Here is an 18,216-nt window from a genome sequence, read left to right as displayed (position 1 = left end):
TCTTTTACCTGGACCGGATTCGGGGAAGTGGGAAGCACCTCCTCGAGGTGATCAACGGCATCCTCGATCTCGCGCGCATAGAGGCCGGACGAATGGAGGTGGACCTCTCGGAGGTGAATCTCGAGAATGTCGTGCGCGACACGCTAACCGGATTCGAGGGTCAGTTGGGGGATCGTCCGATTCGGCTGTCTTTCAAGGGCCCACAGGTACCCGTCCACCTCGTCACGGACCTGCTGAAGCTCAAGCAGATCCTGATCAACCTCGTTGGGAACGCGCTCAAGTTCACGGAGAAAGGACAGGTCACCGTGACCCTGCGAACCGATCCGGAGTCGGGAAAGCCGACGCGACTCGAGATCGAGGACAGTGGCATCGGAGTTCCTCCCGACCGCCTGGCAGCGGTCTTCGAAGCCTTCGAACAGGTGGACTCGGGAACGAACCGACGCCATGGCGGAACCGGGCTCGGACTCACGATCACGAAGGCGCTGTGCGCCGAGATGGGCTATCGCATCGAAGTCGAAAGCGAAGTCGGGAAAGGCTCCACCTTCGCCGTCGTGTTCGAATCGGGGCTATTGGGGGCAAGCGTCACGGCCCCGAAAACAACCCCCGACCCGGCGCGGTTGACCAGGCCCGCAGCGCCGGCACCACTGGATTCTTATGGAGACGCGCCCCTGGTCCTCGTCGTGGACGACGAGGAAGATGCCCGCTTTCTCGTCGTGAACATGCTGACGGAGCTCGGATACCGGACGCTGCCGACGTCTTCGGGCGCACGCGCCCTCGAGCTCGCGAGAAGCGCGCGGCCTTCCATCATCACGCTCGACCTTCTGCTCGGTGACGTGAGCGGGATGGCGACGCTCCTTGCTCTAAAGCGAGATCCTGAGCTCCGCGACGTTCCCGTGTTCGTGATCAGCATCGTCGCAAATGACCTTTCTTCGGAGCTCGGCGGGGCCGCCGAAATTCTCCAGAAGCCGTTGGATCGGGAAGTCTTGGCGGAGGCGTTGAACCGTCACGTCGGATTCCCGGTCCCGGCTTAGGGCGCGGCGCGCCGAGTCTCCTGATGGATAGAGGATGTGAACTATGGCACAGGTCATCGAACGGCTCATGATGGATCACGATCTGGGGCTCGTGCTGTTGGCCGGCGCGATCTGTGTCGTGGGTGCGATCGCCACCATGAATCTGTCGGTGCGGGTCAGGGGCGGGCGTCGAAAGGCGCTCCGGCTCGTATTCGTGGCCTTCTGCGCGGGTGCGACGGTGTGGTCCACCCACTTCGTGGCCATGCTGGCGTATCTGACGAACGTGCCGATGACCTACGAGTTGGGGCTTACAACCCTCTCGTTCGTGGCGGGCACCGTACTGATCGGAATCGGTTTCGGCGTAGCGATTCACGGGCAGGGGGGGCGGAGCGCGGGTCTATTGGGCGGCGCGATACTCGGTGCCGGCGTGGTCGTTCTGCACTACGTCGGGATGGCCGCGGTGCGACTTCCGGGGATCCTTTCGTATCAGCCGGCTTTGGCCGTGGTTTCCGTCGCGGTCAGCCTCGGTCTGGGCTCCCTGGCGCTCGGGGGCATGTTTGGACGGCACCCGGGAGGCGCGAAGTCCGTCGGCATCCTCCTCATGGTTGGGATGATCCTTTCACTTCATTTCACCGCCATGGGCGCGGCTAATGTCGTTCACGGAGTCGCCCTCGGTGGCGCGACGAACGGGATTTCCCGAGCCGGACTGGCCATCGCCGTCGCCGTCGTATCGCTGCTGATCCTTGCTTTCGGGCTTGCCGGGGCGATCCTCGACAAGAAGTTCTCGCATCGGCGCGCAACCGAAGCCGATCGCTTCCGGACCCTCGCGGACGGCGCCTTCGAGGGGTTGGTGGTCCACCGAGCGGGAACCATCCTGGACGCGAACGCAGCCGCACGACACCTGTTCGGTCCGAGCGACACGCTCGCGGGAGCATCCGTTCGCGGGTGGTTCGAGGAGACCGACCAGGCCGGGGCGGACCGATTCCTCGCGGGCGCGGGGGACGAGACCCTGGAGGTTGAGCTTCGCGGGTCCGAAGGGACCTCGTTTCCGGCGGAAGTCTCGCGGCGGCGCATTCTCGCGAGCGACGGTGCGGAAGCCGAATTGCTCGCGATTCGTGACCTCACCTCCCGTAAGGAATCCGAGGCCCGCATCGTTCACCTTGCCCTCCACGATCCCCTGACGGACCTGCCCAATCGCCGCTTTTTCCTCGAGATGGCGGAAAAGGCGATCTCCGAGGTTTACCGCACCGGAGACCGCGTTGCCTTCCTGACGGTTGGAATGGATAACTTCAAAGCCATAAATGACATCCATGGTCACAGTGCCGGCGATGCCCTTCTTCGCGCGACGGGGGAGCGCATCCGAGCCACCCTGCGTGACGGGGACTTCTGCGCGCGAATGGGTGGGGACGAGTTCGCGATCCTGCAGACGCGTGTGACCAGCGTGACCGAGACGCTCGCGCTGGCGGGCCGGCTCCTGGACGCGTTGCGAGATCCTGTACGCCTCCCGGGTGGGGATGTCGCGGCGAGCGGGTCCATCGGCGCCGCGTTTTTCCCCGAGGATGGCCACCGGATGGACGGGCTATTGCGAAATGCCCTCACGGCGATGCACCGGGCCAAAGCGGACGGGAAGGCGACGCTCCGCTTCTTCGAGGCCGACATGGATGCGGCGCTGGTGGGGCGTCGGATTCTGGAGAGCGGGCTGGGTCGGGCCCTTTCGGAGGGCAGGTTTTTCCTCGAATACCAGCCTATCGTCGAGAGCCGGGGGCGGAAGGCCGTGGCTTTCGAGGCACTGGTGCGTTGGAGGGATCCGGAGTTGGGACTCGTCACCCCGGCCGAGTTCGTGCCGATCGCGGAAGAGACGGGGCTCATCGTTCCGATCGGGGAATTCGTGGTGAGGGAAGCCATCAGGGCCGCGGCGTCCTGGCCCGAATCGCTACGCGTGGCGATCAACCTCTCGGCGGTTCAATTCAGGCAGCGGGGGCTCGTGGCGGTCGTTCGCCAGGCGCTGGAAGAGTACGGTGTTCCGGGCCACCGGGTCGAGCTCGAGGTCACTGAGACGCTTCTCGTGGAGAATCGTCAAGCGGCCGTGCGCACGCTCCGGGAGCTGAAAGGACTTGGGATGCGAATCTCCATGGACGATTTTGGAACGGGGTATTCCTCGCTCAGCTACCTCCAGTCATTTCCCTTCGACAAGATCAAGATCGATCAGTCTTTTGTGGCCGACCTCGCGCAGAATGACCAGAACGCCGCGATCGTGCGGGCCATCCTGGCACTCGGCAAGAGCCTCCGGATGAAGGTCGTGGCCGAAGGTGTGGAGACGATGCAACAGGCGGACCTCCTCGAGGACTTCGGATGCGACGAGCTGCAGGGCTTCTTGCTCGCCAGGCCGATGGCCGCTTCGGAGATCGCGTCATACCTCGCGCGGCAGGAACCTGCACGACCGACGCTTGTCGCCGTCTCGGCCGCGTGAGGGACTCTACGATGCCAAATGTGAGATCTGGACAAGCCCCCGCGATGCCCGGCAAAGAAGGCGGAAAGGCTGCCGTTCCGCAGGCCGCGTCGGCCGTCGAATCCCGGCGGCGCGCCGAAGCGAATCTCTCGATGGATGGGGACCGGTTTCGCCAACTCGCCGAAAACATTCGCGAAGTCTTCTTCATCCACAGCGCGGAAACCGGGGCGATGGAGTACATCAGTCCCGCGTACGACGAGGTTTGGGGGAGGCCGGGAAGCGGGCTGTATGAACGGCCTTCGGCCTGGCTGGACTCGGTGCATGACGAGGACCGCGAGCGCGTGGCTGGAATTCTTGCGAATAGCATAGACGGACTCCCGACGGAGATGGAATACCGCATCGTGAGGCCCGACGGGAGCATTCGATGGATTCACGCCCGCAGCTTCCCGGTTCGAGACGACGCGGGCCGGTGCGTCCGCGTCGTGGGGATCGCGGATGATGTCACGGCCTGGGTCGAGAAGGAGCGTGCGCTTCGGGAGGCCACCGCCCAGTTGGATCGCGCCCTGCGCGCATCGAGGGAACATGCCAGGGAACAGGAGGCGCTTGCGGAGTTCCTGGATCTTCTCCAGGCCTGCCAGACCATGGATGAGGTCTATGGAGTCGTGGCGGGCTCGATGCCGACCCTGCTCGGCGCGGAAAAAGGGGCCCTCGGCCTCACTCAGCCCTCGCGTAATCTGGTGGAGATCGTTTCCGAGTGGGGTGGAGAGCTCGCCACGAGAAGGACTTTCGAGCCCCATGACTGCTGGGGACTACGGCGCGGCAAGGCCAACTGTATCAAGGATCTCCGTTCGCCGACGCGTTGCCCCCACGTCGCGAGCGATCCGCCCTATGGGTACCTCTGCATTCCTCTGGCGGCGCAGGGCGAAACGATCGGGATCCTATACGTGGAGAGTCCGCCCGTCCCGCAGGGAGTCGAGCCGGACGAGCATGGCAAAGCCCTGTGCAGGAAAGCCACCGCCCTCGGTGAGCGCATGTCGCTCGCGCTGGCCAATGTTCGGCTTCGGGAGGCGCTTCGAGCGCAGTCCATTCGCGACCCGTTGACGGGCCTCTTCAATCGGCGGTATCTGGAGGAATCCCTGGACAGAGAGATTCGGCGCGCCATCCGTCACAACGATCAGTTGGCGGTCCTGATGATCGACATCGATCGCTTCAAAGGGTTCAACGACACCTTTGGGCACGAAGGCGGCGACGCCGCGCTCCGCGCGTTTGGGACCTTTCTCGCGGAGCACACTCGCGGCCAGGACGTGGCTTGCCGGTACGGGGGCGAGGAGTTCGCGATCGTTCTCTGCGGTGCGGACTCGGCTGCGGTAGCCACGCGAGCGGAACTAATGATCCGCGACCTCAAGCAATTGGATCTGCGGCACGCGGGACGGACCCTGGGACCCATCACGGTATCCATCGGGGGAGCGGTGTACCCCGGCTATGAGTCCGGGGCGGATCTGTTGCGCGCCGCCGATGAGGCGCTTTACCGCGCGAAGGTGCAAGGGCGTGACCGGTTCGTCATGGCCTGATCGCCTCGCGACTTCGACCTACATCGGCCCACTAGAACCTCCGCCCCAACCGCACCGTGAGGGTGCTCCCCTCCGCGCCTTCTCCGAAGGGTTTCGCCCAGTAGACGCCGAGGTCTCCGAGCAGGAGGCCGACTCCGGCGTCATAGAGCGTAGGCGAATCCGTCCGCGCGAAGCCGCCCCAGTCGCCCTCGGCCCACGCCTTTCCTGCGTCGAAGAAGACGACCCAATAGGGATCCGGATCGAAGCTTCCCCGACCCGACTCGCGACGGGAGCGGCCGCCCCATCCCAGAAATTCCCCAATGCTCCCGCGGTACTCGGCCTGGAAAAGCGCCACTCGGTCGCACCCATAGAAGGGGACCATCGCCTGCGCCACTTCCTCCCTTTCGAGGGTCAGGAAGCCGTTTCGCGCACCGCAATCGGCGGCGAAGAGCGCGTGTCCGGGTAACGTACCCGCACCGCCGAGGGTCACCTGGTGCTGCGGAGGGAGGATCTCTCCCGACGGTGAACCGCCGAGGACGCCGCGCAGGTTCAGCCGGCTTCCGCGACCCACCGAGTTGTAACGGCGAATGTCCAGGAAGGCGCTGGAAAAGCTTCGGCCGATCTCCGGCGCCACGACGGTCAGGGGCTCGCCCTGGGGATCGAGCGGGGGAAGGGTGCCGGATGGGACCGAGAAGTCCCCGCCCACGCCTTCTTCCCAGGTCGCGCGGATGAGCCAACCGCTTCTCGGCTCCTCGAAGTTGTCGCGCGTATCCACCTCGAGCTCGCCGAACACGCTCTGGATCGTCCCCTCGGCGACGACTGGCTGGTCGCGCCAGGGATGTCCCCGGCTGACCATGCTCCAGGGATCCTGCGGAGCGACGGAACCGGTCCTCTCCTCGCGATACCCGACGCGGAAATCCACGGGAATCTTCCGAGGCGTGACGCGCAGGTACCCATGCACGCCGCGTGCCTCGAGGTAGTCGCGCTGGTCGCTGGTGAAGAGGAAGGCGGAGAGGGAGTTTTCGCTGTCGGTGAGTCCCCAGGCCTCGATCGGCGAGATGTGCGAATAGAGGCCGCCCCCGATCCTGAGTTCTCTCCGGCCGCCGAAAAACTGTTCGGCTTCCACTTTGTATCCGAGGCGGTCGTGCTGAAAGGGCGCCCGCCCTTCGGTGCGCCAGATCAGGTCGGCGCCGACGCGGAAGGGATCGCGTCCGCCCGCGGTGAAAGACGGTCCGAGTGCCACCGGCAGGCCTTCGAGCCGATTGTAGTTGCCGAACTCAACCTCGAACCCGGTGTGTCCGTCCCGGTCGAACCTCGCACCGACGCCATTCGGGATTCCCGACGGGTCGGTCGTCGTCCGTTCGCTCAGGAAACGCGGTCCGGCCGCCTGAAATGCCATGATCGCGCCACCGATGCGCGCCAATTCGTCCCCACGCACCTCGCCTCCCACGACGGTCAGGTTCCCCGCGACCTCGGCATTCGGCCCGAGATCCACATCCCCATCCACCACGATCACCTCGCCTTCGACCCTCCCGTCGAGGCGCAGGGAACCCATGACCACGACATCCCCCACGATCGCGCTGTCCACCGGCACCGCGGCGCCTTCGGAGAAGCGCACGGTCGCTGCGTCGTTTACGATCCTGATGAGCCGGTCCGCCAGGTCTCGCGGGACCCCGGAGCGTTCGATCTCCCATTCCTGCGCGTCGAGGGGGAGGGAGACGAAAAAAAAGGCCAGAATACCGAGGAGGGTCCTCCGCATCGGTCCTCCGCAGGGCGGATTGGGGAATGGCCGGGGGGAAGGCGCGTTGGATGCGTTTCCCCGTAACTCTCGTCACTACGAAGGTGCGGAGGGCCAGGTTTCAGGGGAGGACGGAAGGCCTCAGTCCTCGACCATATAGGCCACGGCCCAGGCCCCCAGCCCCACATGGTTGGCAATCACGGGGCTCGCCGCAGCGGTGAGGATCTCCACGTCGCCCCAGCGGCCTCGGAGCTCGGCAGAGACCTCCTCGATGATCTCGGGGCGCCCCACATGCGCCACCCCGAAACGCACCTTCTGGACGCGTGGCGGGATCTCGCGCTCGAGGATCTTCATCAGGCCGGGGAGGACGCGATCCCGGCCAAACGCCTGCCCCGCGCGTTCTACCTTCGCCTTCCGGTTCAATCGGAGGATGGGCTTGAGGTCGAGGCGGTTCCCCACCCAGGCGACACCGGGGTTCACTCTTCCGGAAGCGAGGAGCCGGTCGAAGCCATCCACGGTGAGATAGACTCCGGACCGGTCGCGCACCCGCTCCAGCTCTGCGACGATGGCGTCGGGCCGGATGCCCCTCTCGGCGAGCTCGGCCGCCTTGAGGACGAGGAGGCCTTCGAGGAGGGTCACCCCCTGGGAATCCATGAGATGGACCCGTGCCTCCGGGAAGAGCTTCGTGGCGGCTTCGGCCGAGCCGTAGGTCCCCGAAAGCCCCGATCCCAGGGTTACGACCACGAGCTCTTCCGCGTCTTCCGCCGCCTCTCGAAATCCTTCGACGAAGGCGCCGGGGGAGGGCTGGGAAGTCGTGAAGCGCACGTCCGCCTGGGCGAGGCGTTGGTGGAAGGCGGCGGCGGAGAGCTCGACTCGGTCCAGGTACGTCCGATCCGCCGCTACGATCCCAAGCGGGACAAGGCGGATCCCGTGTGCATTCAAGATCTCGTCCGAAAGATCGCAGGCGCTGTCCGTCACGACTCCCACGGGGCGCCTCGCGAGGCCGTGGCGACGCGCGCCCGCGCGCTCGACAGCGTGATGCTGCGCCCGCATGTCCTCGGCCTTGTGCGTCACGAGCTCCCCGAGCTTGCGGAGCTCGGCGAAGACACCCTCGGGCTCGTTGGTGTGAATGTGGACTTTGAGTGCCTCGCCGGTCCGCACCACCAAGAGCGAATCCCCCATTTCGCGCAGAACCCCGCGCACCACGACTTCCGGCGGAAGCCATGGGCCCTGGACGAGCGCCTCCGTGCAGAAACGGAACCGCTCCTCCGCTCGTGGGAAGTCCATCTCAGCGACCGCCAGGAGGCCCAGCTCGTCCTCGGCCGGGGCCGGTTCCACGAAGCGGCTTCCGTCGAGGAAGCCGAGCGTCCCCTCGAGGAGGAGGACGAAGCCTTTCGCTCCGGCATCCACCACCCCCGCCCGACGAAGCACGGGGAGGAGGTCGGGGGTGCGGGCGAGTGAGGCTCGCGCCTCGCTCAAGATCTCGTCGAGGAAGACGGCGATGTCCCGCTCCTCGGAACGGGCCCCCGCGCGGGCCGTATCCCGGATCACCGTCACGATGGTCCCTTCGGTCGGTGCCTCCATCGCGCCTTCGACTCGCTCCGCGCCGGCCAGAATCGCCTCGGCGAGATCGCGCGCTCCGGCCCGTCCGCTCCCTTGGAGGCGATCCGCGAAGCCGAGGAAGAATTGCGAGAGCATCATTCCCGAGTTTCCCCGGGCACCCAGCACGGCGGCCGTGGCGACTTCCCGGGAGACCTCCGAGATGGGCCCGTCCCGATTCCGGCGGAGGCGCTCGGTGATCGCATGCACCGTGAGGGCGAGGTTGCTTCCGGTGTCCCCGTCGGGAACGGGAAAGACGTTGATGCGGTTGAGCTCGGAGCGTCTGCTCCGAAGGTGATCCCCCGCCGCGAGGAGGGTGCGGCGTAGCCGCGGCCCGTCCAGATAGGCGATCTTCATGGGAGACAGGATATCCGGGAGGATCCGCGGGTCGCAACGATCGAGGGGGCCCCCATGCTCAGACTCGTCACCGAGGGAGCCATTCTGGTCTTACTGCACGCCACGCTCTGGTTCGGCGTCTCGGTGCGGCTCGGGCGGAACGACGTCGCCGACGTGGCATGGGGGCTGGGCTTCGTTCTCCTCTCGTATTACCTGGTCTTCAGCGGGGCGACGGACCTTCGGAACCTTCTCCTTTCGGCCCTCGTCACGATCTGGGGACTGCGCCTCTCGATACACATCGCGCTCCGGAACCGAGAGAAGGGCGAGGACTTCCGGTATCGGAAGTGGCGGGAGGAGTGGGGCGAGAGGGTACTCGTCATCTCCTATCTGCGCGTCTTCCTCCTCCAGGGAGTCTTTCTCCTGATCGTTGCGACGCCCCTTTTCGTGTCGGCCGCCGAAGTGGGCCCGCAGATGGGTGGATGGGCCGCTTTCGGGACCCTCGTCTGGGCAGTGGGATTCTTATTCGAGGCGGTCGGCGACGAGCAGCTCCGGCGGTTCAAGGCGAAACCGGAGAACCGCGGCCGCATCATGACCGGGGGACTCTGGCGCTTCACCCGCCATCCCAACTATTTCGGAGAAGCCCTTCTCTGGTGGGGAATCTTCCTCATTGTGTTGCCGGTGCCGAACGGGTGGTGGGGAGCCGTCGGGCCTCTGGTGTTGACCCTCCTCCTCCTCCGGGTTTCGGGTGTCCCCATGCTCGAGAAGAAGTACGAGGGGAATCCGGAGTTCGAGGCCTACGGGAAGCGGACGAGCGCCTTCATTCCGATGCCCCCGCGCGCATGAGCTCACCTGAACTCCAAGGGATAGATTGTGTTCATGGACCGTCGTGACGTCTTGAAGCTCCTGGGGTTATCCGCCGTTGCGCCGATGGCGGGCCGCTTCGGCCTCGTTGGGTGCAGCGAGGTCGGCCCGGGCGTACAATCGCTACAGGACGGCGTGCCGCGCACCGTGCAGCAGCTCGCCCCCGGCCTCGAGCTCGCCCTTTCGGCCGTGCCGGAGGAAGTCTCCCTTCTACCAGGTGAGGCGACATCCGTCTGGCGCTTCCGCGGAGAGGTCGTGCGTGGCCGTCTGGATGCTCTCCGGGCCGCCGGGGAGTCGTACCTTGGGCCGACTCTCCGCCTTCGACGCGGCGAGCGTGTGCGCATCCGTTTCGCGAATGGCCTCCCCGAACCGTCGGTCATTCACTGGCACGGCCTCGATGTGCCGGAGTCGGCGGACGGGCACCCTCGGTTCGCGTTTCCGACGGGCGTGGAGTACGTCTACGACTTCACGGTCGCGAATCGCTCCGGGACGTACTGGTACCATCCGCATCCGGACATGCGGACGGGGCCTCAAGTGCATCGCGGGCTCGCGGGCCTTCTCCTGGTCGACGACGAGGAAGAGGCCGCACTCGGCCTGCCGGCGGCGGAGTCGGAACTCGTTTGTGTCATCCAGGACCGGAGCTTCGACGAGGCCAACCAGTTCGCCTATCCCGAGTCTGCCGGGATGGGGGGAGGTCCGGCCGGGCGCGGCGGAATGGGGAGGGGGCGGGGCATGGGCGGGATGGGGCCGATGGGGATGGCCGGGATGACCGAGCTCATGAACGGCGTGCTCGGCGACCGCGTCCTCGTGAATGGAGTCCCGAACTTCACCGCCCCCGTCGAAGCGGGGTGGGTGCGCCTGCGCCTCCTCAACGGATCGAACGCGCGGACCTACAAGCTGGGCTGGAGCGACGGCCGCCCGATGACGGTGATCGGCGGCGACGGCGGGCTCCTGGAACGCGCCGTGTCCCGGGACTTCCTGACCCTCGCGCCCGGGCAGCGTGCCGACCTTGTCCAGGACCTCTCGGATCTCTCCGAGGGGGCGCGGATCCGGCTTCGGAGTCTCGCCTATCCGCCCGAAGACGCTGGAAATGTCGGGATGATGATGGGGGCGACGATGGGAATGTCCGCGGGTCCGGCGCACGGGGCGGCATTGGACGTGTTGACGATCGACGTCCGCGGACGAAACACGAGGCCGCTTCGGCTCCCCGAGCGTCTGTCGGAACCGGGGCCTGGGTGGGACGCGGCTCCGAGCGCGCCCGTTCGGCGGGTGGCCCTGGCCATGGGACAGATGCAATGGACCCTCGGAGGCCGCACCTTCGAACTGGAGGGTGTTTCGCCGGAAGAGACGGTCGAGGCCGGCTCGACGCATGTCTGGGAGCTCGTGAATGTGCCGAACCCCATGGGGATGGCGATGGCACACCCGATCCATATCCATGGACGGCAGTTCCGGGTTCTCGGCCGGAGCGGCGGCATGCCGGATAGCGGGCTCCGTGCGGGGATCGTGGACGAGGGTTGGACCGACACCGTGCTCGTGCTCCCGGGGGAGACGGTGCGGATTCAGATCCGCTTCAGCGAACATCCGGGACTTTACCTCTATCACTGCCACATCCTCGAACACGAAGATCTCGGGATGATGCGGAATTTCCGGATTGTCTGAGCGAGTGGCGGTGACCCCCCGTTCCACCACTCCCTTTGCAGCCGCCCTCGACGCTCTCGCGGAGCGGCTGCGGGAGCGCCCCGCTGTGGTGCTTTCCGGAGCGGGGTGCAGCACGGAGTCCGGGATCCCGGACTATCGGAGTCCCGGGCGGCCTTCCCGAACCCCGATGCGTGTCCAGGAATTCATGGGAAGCGCGGAGGCTCGCGCCCGCTACTGGGCACGCGGGGCGGTCGGTTGGCAGCGCTTTTCACGGGCGCGTCCGAACGGGGCCCACAAGGCGATCGCGGGCCTCGAGCAAGTCGGTGCGGTCCGTGGAATCATCACGCAGAACGTGGACGGCCTCCACCAGGCCGCGGGGAGCCGGCGCGTCGTCGAGCTGCACGGTTCCGTCGCGAGGGTGCGATGCACGGAGTGCTGGGCCCCGGAAGGGCGGGGGGGCATGCAGGCCCGCATCCGGGACCTGAACCCCACCTTCGCCTGGGAAGAGTCGTCCGTCGCCCCCGACGGCGACGCGGAGATCCCGGAGGGCGCTTATGCCGGCTTTCGGGTTCCCGAGTGTCTGGCGTGCGGAGGAATCCTGAAACCCGACGTCGTCTTCTTCGGAGAAAACGTCCCCCGACCCGTGGTGAACGATGCGTGGAGGCTCTTCGACGAGGGGGAGGTCCTCCTCGTCGCGGGCTCTTCTCTCACGGTGTTCTCAGGGCGCCGCTTCGTCCTGCGCGCGGCCGAGCGGGGAATTCCCGTCGCGATTCTGAACGTCGGGCCGACGCGGGGAGATGACCTTGCGGAGCTCCGGGTGGAAGGCCGGCTCGGGGAGGCGCTCCCGCGCCTTCTCCGTGCGCTCGGTCCGGCGGAACGTTTGTCCGCTCAGGGCTGAGCCGCGGCGAGGTCGAGAATCGCGCCAGCGAGCGCCCGGATCCGCGCCTCGTCGCCTTCGACCGCGCCTTCGTCCACCCGCCGCGCGTCCTCCCAGAGTCCGATCGCGAGATTCGCGAGTTGCGAGCGCTTCGCCTCTCCGTCCCCCATCGCTTCGATGCGGGCCAGCTCCGCCGCGATCTCTTCGGCGCGCACTGTCGGCACTCCTTCCGCGCGAATCAGCTGGTCCAGATACGCCCGGGCGACCGGGAAGGCGGCGGGCCAGGCCAGGTGCGGCTGGTTCTGCGGATTGAACTCGTCCTGGCGCACGAGATTGGCCGCGTCCAGCTCGTTCTGCGTGAGGAACTCGCCCGGGGCCAGCCGGAGCACGTCGAGGCCGCGCGCGATTTCGCTCCCGTAGATGAATCCGTTGTACCAGTAGGTGGACCAGTATCCGCCGAGCATCAGCTCGGTCTCGCTCACGGGGCCTCTGTCGAGGTAGGCGATCTCGAAGGGACGCTCGGGGTCGGTGAAGTCGAAGACGGACACCCCCCCCTGGTACCAGGCCTGAACCTTGATGTCCCGCCCGGGCACGGGCACGAGCGAGCCGTTGTGGGCGACGCAGTTTTCGGTCTCGGTCTGCGGCGCCGGGAGCTTGTAATAGCCGGCGAAGAGGAGCTTTCGGTTCACAACGTTGAAGACTGCGTTGGCGCCCCAGGTGGGAGGATCCGTCGCCTGGCAGCGCGGGGCGCTCCCCCCGCCCCATTCGTCCGTGAAGATGACCTTCGTCCCGTCGTTGTTGAACGTCGCCGAGTGCCAGTAGGAGAAATTCGTATCGCTCACTTCGTCGACCCGGACCGGATTCAGCGGATCCGAAATGTCGAATAGGAGCCCGTTCCCGGAGCAGGCGCCGGCGGCGAGGCCGATCTCCGGATAAGCGGTGATGTCGTGGCACTGGATCGTTTCGCGGGTTACCTGCGTTCCCGGGCCGTGATCGCCGCCGGGCCAGAGACCCGCGATCGAGCCGGTCGCGGAGTCGGCGAAGACGCGCGGCTCCGCGACCAGCCGCGAGTCCTCCGGCGCGTCGAGCGGGACTTCAATGACTCCGATGCTCCAGTAAGAGGTGTTCGGTTCGTCCGGAGAAGTGATGGGGACGCATCCCGCGAGCTCTTCGCCCGAACGGGCAGTCGAGGTCCCCGAGACGTAGACGTAGAGAATGCGGTCGTTCGTCGGGTGCGGGACAAGAGTGTGTGTGTGGGACCCGCGGCAGGTCTGCACGGCCGCGACCTGGACGGGCCTTTCGACATCCCTCACGTCGAAGATCCGTACGCCACGGAATCGCGCGGGATCGATTTCGATCGGGGTCCCTTCGAGGCCGCAGTCCACCCGCCCCCGGGTCTGCTCGACGGACATGAAGAGCAGGTCGCCATAGATCGAAAGGTCTCCCTGGCCACCGGGGCAAGCGACGGAGATCCGGAGCTCCGGTGAAGCGGGGTTGGCGATGTCGTAGACGTTGAATCCGGCGTAGCTCCCCGCGAAAACGTGGGTCCCGCGGAAGGCCAGATCGGAATTCGCGAAGTCGAAGGATCCGGGGTCGAGCGAGTCGAAGAACCCCTCCGGTCGGTCTCGGTGGGAAACGAGCTCCATGTTCCAGGCCGCCGCTTCCGCGTCCATCCAGCCGGCGCGGAGCCCAATCCGTGGGTCGCCGGTCCCCGCTCGGGCCTGGTTCTGCCCTTCTCCCTCGAAGGGAAGGGCAAGGCAGGGAGCGAGGAGGAGGAGAACGGTTCCGAGCCGACCTCCCGCGCGCATCCCGGGCGATCTATCGCGCAACTCATTCATTCGTGGGTCCCCGCGGCTGTGTGACGGCGCAACTCCAGCAAGGTGCCGGTCGTGCGCATTCGACTATCCCCGCGTAGCTTTGGGAGGTTCCAACGTTACGTCACCCTCGCGGAGGTTCCGATGCGCCCCGTTCCCGAGTCGTCATCCTTCCCGCAAGTCCAGACGCGCCGCGAGGCGATTCGCACGATGGGGCTGGCCGCCGTGGGGCTCGCGGTCACTCCCGTTCCGGGCTTTCCCCTCTCCTGGTTCCGCGCGCAAGAGATGGTCGTCCCCTTCACGGATGTTCCGGACACTTTCACGGGGCGGCGCGGTGGCACGGAGACGTATCCGGGCCAGAACCTCAGCGCCCAGGACCTTCGGAACCTCGTGGAGTGGGTGACCCCGATCGAGGATTATTTCGTCGTCTCGCATTACCCCATTCCCGAAATTGCCCAGGCGTCCTATTCGCTCCAGGTCACGGGGCTGGTCGACCGCCCCCTTACCCTCACTTTCGCGCAGCTCCGCGCCCGCCCTCGGGTCGAGCGGACGACCGTCTTCGAGTGTGGCGGCAACGCGCGAGGGCTCTTCCATGGGATGGTGGGGAACGCGACCTGGACCGGAACCGAGCTCCGGCCGCTCCTTGATGAAGCCGGGCCGACGTCGCTGGCCCGTGAGGCCCACTTCTGGGGAACGGACGTCGGTACCGAGGAGATCCGTGGCAATGAGTACGAGCAGAACTTCGCCCGCTCGATGTCGCTCGAACAGATCCTCGAGACGAATCCGATCCTCGCCTACGAGATGAATGGCGAGCCGCTCCCGGTCGTGCATGGCTTCCCCGTCCGCCTCATCGTTCCCGGTTGGTACGGGGTCGCCCAGGTGAAGTGGCTGCAGCGGATCGATCTGAGCACCGACCGCCTGATGACCCGCTTCATGGCCAGGGACTACGTGACGCTGATGGGGCGCGAAGTGGACGGACAAACGGAGTGGGTCGAGACGTCGGTGACCCGCCAGCGAGTCAAGTCCGCGATCGCGCGCGTCACCCGCGCCGGCGACCAGTTCACGATCTTCGGAGTCGCTTACGGTGATGGGACGCCGCTCCGGAGCGTCGAGGTTCGCGTGGACGACGGAAGCTGGATCTCCGCCGAGCTGGACCGCCCCGGCGATCCTTTCACCTGGACCTTCTTCACCGCGCGGACGACCGGCATCGCGAACGGGGAGCACACCGTCGTCTCGCGGGCCACGGACACCCTCGGCCGCACGCAGCCCGAAAATCTCGAGCTCAAGCGGACCCGCTGGGAAAACAACGAGCTCTTCGTAAGGACGATCGCGGTATCGTAGGAGAGTGGTCGGGCCCGCCCCTCGCCGACTCGCTGAGGATCGAAGCCGGGGAGGCCATGACCTCCTGAGGAGACCGGGGGACTCCGGTCCGGAGGGCCATCTTGATCGACGGAACGGCAGAGTCTTCGCCGCTGAGCCAGAACATCCATCTCGTCGGCGACCTGCTTGGCACGGCGATCCGGGAACGTTTCGGGGACCGGATCTTGGGGCTCGTCGAAGAGCTCCGGCTCCTTTGCAGGGATGGCGAGGCCGCGGACAGCGTCGGGAGGGAGATTCAGGATTCTCCTGCGCGGGGAAGCCCGGCGCATCCGCCGGAACGTGCGGCGATGCGCCTCGCTTCTCTCGAGTTGGCGGATCTCGTGCGACTTCTTCGGGCTTTCACGTCGTTCTTTCACCTCGTCAATCAAGTCGAAAAGCAGGAGATCATTCGGATCAATCGGTCGCGTTCCCGCGCCGCCGGGGGCGAGGCGGCGCGTCCTGAATCCATCGCCGAGGTGGTTCGAGACCTGGCCGTTGGGGGGGTGCCGTTCGAAGAGTTGGTCCACCTCCTCGAACGATTGGACATTCAACCCACGCTCACCGCGCACCCCACGGAGGTCCGGCGCCGAACGATCCTCGACAAACAGCGGCGCATCGCGGAGCTCCTCGGACGCCTCCGTCACGCGGACGTCACCCCCGATGAGGTAGGGGCCCTCAAAGACGACATCTACAACGAAATCCTGATCCTGCTGGCCACGGACGAGATCCGGGCCGAGAAGCCCGAAGTCCGAGATGAAGTCTTACAAGGGCTGCATTTCCTCACCGGCGTGATCTGGGACACCGTCCCGCGAATCCACGCCGATCTCCGGCGCGCCGTCGGGCGCCACTACGGGCAGGCTTTCCTCCCCGACTTGCCGGCACTGCTGCGTTATCGGTCGTGGATGGGTGGAGACCGGGACGGCAACCCGTTGGTGACCGCTGAGGTGACCCGATGGACCCTGGCCGCGCACCGGCGGGCTGCGCTGGAAAGGCACGTCCTAGAGATCGAGGCCCTGGCCGAGGAGCTCAGCCTTTCCGCGGACCAGGTCAGAGTCCCGGGCCAGTTCGCCGAATCCTTGGCCCGGGATGAAGAGACTGTGCCTCTCCCGGCTCACCTGGGTCGGCGATACCGGAGCGAGCCGTTCCGTCGAAAGGCGCTTCACGTCCTGGCGCGGCTCCGGATCCTTATCGAGGAGATGGATGGTTCGCCGCCGGCCACCGAGGTCTCGCGGTACGCCGCACGCGACTTCGTGGCGGATCTGGAGCTCACGCGCGCGGCACTCGTGTCGGTGGGGTTCGAGGCCGTGGCCCACAACGGGCGAATCGCGCGGGTCCTGATCCTCGCCCGTGCGTTCGGATTCCACCTCGCCGCCCTGGACGTGCGGCAGCACAGCGATGCCCACGAGCGTGCGGTAACGGCACTTCTCGCGCAGTGCGGGATTGAATCGGACTACTCCCGGCTGGAGGAAGATGCCCGAGTCGCGGTCCTGGAGCGACTGCTGGGGACGCCCGGGCGCCTCCTGGGCCCGCAGGCAAGACCGTGCGAGGAGGCGTCGGATTTGATAGCAACACTGGAGGTCGTCCGAGACGCGGCCCTCGGCGAGCCGGAATCCGTCGGTGGGTGGATCGTCAGCATGACTCACGCCGTGAGTGATCTTCTCGAACCGATGCTTCTCGCGAGGGAAGCTGGGCTCTGGTCTTTCGAGGACGGCCGGGTGCGCTCGAAGCTCGATTTCGTTCCTCTGTTCGAGACGATCCAGGACCTGGAGTCCGCACCAGAACGCATGGAGGAACTCTTCACGAGCCCCCTCTTCCGAGAACAGCTCCGGGCCCGCAACGGACTCCAGGAAGTGATGCTCGGGTATTCGGACAGCAACAAGGACGGCGGATACTGGATGGCGAACGATGCCCTTCACCGCGCACAGGACGCCCTCGGACGCGTAAGCGGGAAACACGGCGTAAACCTCCGGCTCTTCCACGGACGCGGCGGAACCGTGGGTCGGGGAGGTGGGAGGGCGAACCGCGCGATTTTCGCCATGCCTCCATCCGTGCATAACGGGCGGATACGATTCACCGAGCAGGGCGAGGTCATCTCCTTTCGGTACTCACTTCCCGACATCGCTCACCGCCACACCGAGCAGATCGTCAGCGCGATGGTCCGAACGATTGCGCCTGGACGAGTCACGGCGGAACCCTCCGAGAGCGGTCCGCGCCTTCTTGGGGAAATCGCGCGGCGCTCAATGAAGGCATACCGGGAGCTGATCGAGGATCCGGATTTCTGGGACTGGTACACCAGCGTGACGCCCATTGAGCACATCAGCCTCCTCCCGATCGCCTCCCGGCCCGTTTCGCGAGGGACGTCCTCGCGCGTCGCGTTCGAGGGTCTGCGCGCCATTCCCTGGGTCTTCGCCTGGACGCAGGTCCGCTACGGCGTTCCAGGGTGGTATGGCACGGGTGCGGCCCTCAGTGGGTTGCTCGAGGAGGATCCCACGGCGGTCGACGAGTTGCGGCGGCTGTACGAGGAGTGGCCTTACCTCCGAGCCGTTCTGGACAATACGGAGCTCGAGATGGTGCGATCCCGGCTGTCCGTGGCGGAGAAGTACGACCGACTCGCGCGCGCGCCCGCGCGCCCGCAGGCCGAGCTTCCGGGCACACGCGGGCGGATTGGAACGGCGAAGAGGGAGGTGCGACAGACGGCGGCCTCGAGCTTTCACCTTCGCATCATGGCGGATTTCGACCGAAGTCGAGCCGCCATTCTCCGAATCACCGGTCGCAGCGCACTGCTCGATTCGGATCCGGTAATCCGGCGGTCGATCCAGCTTCGAAACCCCTATACGGACGTGCTGAACCTCATTCAGGTCGAGCTTCTCGAGAGATGGCGCTCGCGGAACGACGATCCTGACCTCGAGGAGTCGCTTGGCCGGGCGCTCTTCCTCAGCATCAATGGAATCGCAGCGGCCATGCAGAGCACGGGTTAGGGTCGAA

At 66.2% G+C, this 18,216-nt stretch carries 11 protein-coding genes; 8 read left to right on the top strand and 3 right to left on the bottom strand.

The window, feature by feature from the left end; all coding sequences use genetic code 11:
- From WEG36_10150 to WEG36_10140, 3 genes are all read left to right on the top strand, one after another.
- Positions 1–1,031: ATP-binding protein (locus WEG36_10150; GenBank protein MEX1257969.1), on the top strand; the 1,031-nt coding region annotated here is incomplete at its 5' end.
- A 43-nt stretch (positions 1,032–1,074) separates the two neighbouring features.
- The gene (locus WEG36_10145) at positions 1,075–3,480 is read left to right on the top strand and encodes an EAL domain-containing protein (GenBank protein MEX1257968.1); all 2,406 of its coding nucleotides are present in this window, start codon (positions 1,075–1,077) and stop codon (positions 3,478–3,480) included.
- 44 nt (positions 3,481–3,524) lie between these two features.
- Positions 3,525–5,030, top strand: coding sequence for a diguanylate cyclase (locus tag WEG36_10140; protein ID MEX1257967.1), 1,506 nt, complete (start codon positions 3,525–3,527; stop codon positions 5,028–5,030).
- Between the two features lie 31 nt (positions 5,031–5,061).
- Here WEG36_10140 and WEG36_10135 read toward each other — a convergent pair whose 3' ends face one another.
- Both WEG36_10135 and WEG36_10130 read right to left on the bottom strand, forming a co-directional pair.
- Positions 5,062–6,768 (bottom strand): polymer-forming cytoskeletal protein, encoded by a 1,707-nt coding sequence (locus WEG36_10135; GenBank protein MEX1257966.1) that lies wholly within the window; start codon positions 6,766–6,768, stop codon positions 5,062–5,064.
- Between the two features lie 120 nt (positions 6,769–6,888).
- Complete coding sequence (locus WEG36_10130; protein ID MEX1257965.1) at positions 6,889–8,703, bottom strand: DegV family protein; 1,815 nt, start codon at positions 8,701–8,703, stop codon at positions 6,889–6,891.
- 54 nt (positions 8,704–8,757) lie between these two features.
- Between WEG36_10130 and WEG36_10125 the strand changes: the two genes are divergently transcribed.
- The 3 genes from WEG36_10125 to WEG36_10115 are packed head-to-tail and all read left to right on the top strand — an operon-like array spanning position 8,758 to position 12,079.
- Positions 8,758–9,525 (top strand): DUF1295 domain-containing protein, encoded by a 768-nt coding sequence (locus tag WEG36_10125; protein MEX1257964.1) that lies wholly within the window; start codon positions 8,758–8,760, stop codon positions 9,523–9,525.
- Positions 9,526–9,558: 33 nt separating this feature from the next.
- Positions 9,559–11,202 carry a multicopper oxidase domain-containing protein gene (locus tag WEG36_10120; protein MEX1257963.1) on the top strand — a complete coding sequence of 548 codons (1,644 nt, stop codon included), beginning with the start codon at positions 9,559–9,561 and terminating at the stop codon, positions 11,200–11,202.
- Between the two features lie 10 nt (positions 11,203–11,212).
- Entirely contained in the window at positions 11,213–12,079 is an 867-nt protein-coding gene (locus tag WEG36_10115) for an NAD-dependent protein deacetylase (GenBank protein MEX1257962.1), read from the top strand.
- On the opposite strand, the gene WEG36_10110 is transcribed toward WEG36_10115, so the two are convergent.
- Positions 12,070–13,887 (bottom strand): hypothetical protein, encoded by a 1,818-nt coding sequence (locus tag WEG36_10110; protein ID MEX1257961.1) that lies wholly within the window; start codon positions 13,885–13,887, stop codon positions 12,070–12,072. The two genes, WEG36_10115 and WEG36_10110, sit on opposite strands and share 10 nt — an antisense overlap.
- 129 nt (positions 13,888–14,016) lie before the next feature.
- Between WEG36_10110 and WEG36_10105 the strand changes: the two genes are divergently transcribed.
- Positions 14,017–15,213, top strand: a complete 1,197-nt coding sequence (locus WEG36_10105) for a sulfite oxidase (protein MEX1257960.1) — start codon at positions 14,017–14,019, stop codon at positions 15,211–15,213.
- A gap of 101 nt (positions 15,214–15,314) precedes the next feature.
- Positions 15,315–18,209, top strand: a complete 2,895-nt coding sequence (locus WEG36_10100) for a phosphoenolpyruvate carboxylase (GenBank protein ID MEX1257959.1) — start codon at positions 15,315–15,317, stop codon at positions 18,207–18,209.
- Positions 18,210–18,216: the final 7 nt, after the last annotated feature.

Source organism: Gemmatimonadota bacterium (assembly GCA_040882465.1).
Taxonomy (GTDB): Bacteria; Gemmatimonadota; Gemmatimonadetes; order Longimicrobiales; family Gaopeijiaceae; genus JBBEBG01.
Note: the sequence above shows the minus strand (reverse complement) of the source record. Positions and strands in the feature narration are given on the sequence as shown.

Coding starts and splice junctions, on each gene's coding strand:
- WEG36_10145 (MEX1257968.1), top strand. CDS start 1,075: ATGGCACAGGTCATCGAACGGCTCATGATGGATCACGATCTGGGGCTC.
- WEG36_10140 (MEX1257967.1), top strand. CDS start 3,525: ATGCCCGGCAAAGAAGGCGGAAAGGCTGCCGTTCCGCAGGCCGCGTCG.
- WEG36_10135 (MEX1257966.1), bottom strand. CDS start 6,768: ATGCGGAGGACCCTCCTCGGTATTCTGGCCTTTTTTTTCGTCTCCCTC.
- WEG36_10130 (MEX1257965.1), bottom strand. CDS start 8,703: ATGAAGATCGCCTATCTGGACGGGCCGCGGCTACGCCGCACCCTCCTC.
- WEG36_10125 (MEX1257964.1), top strand. CDS start 8,758: ATGCTCAGACTCGTCACCGAGGGAGCCATTCTGGTCTTACTGCACGCC.
- WEG36_10120 (MEX1257963.1), top strand. CDS start 9,559: ATGGACCGTCGTGACGTCTTGAAGCTCCTGGGGTTATCCGCCGTTGCG.
- WEG36_10105 (MEX1257960.1), top strand. CDS start 14,017: ATGCGCCCCGTTCCCGAGTCGTCATCCTTCCCGCAAGTCCAGACGCGC.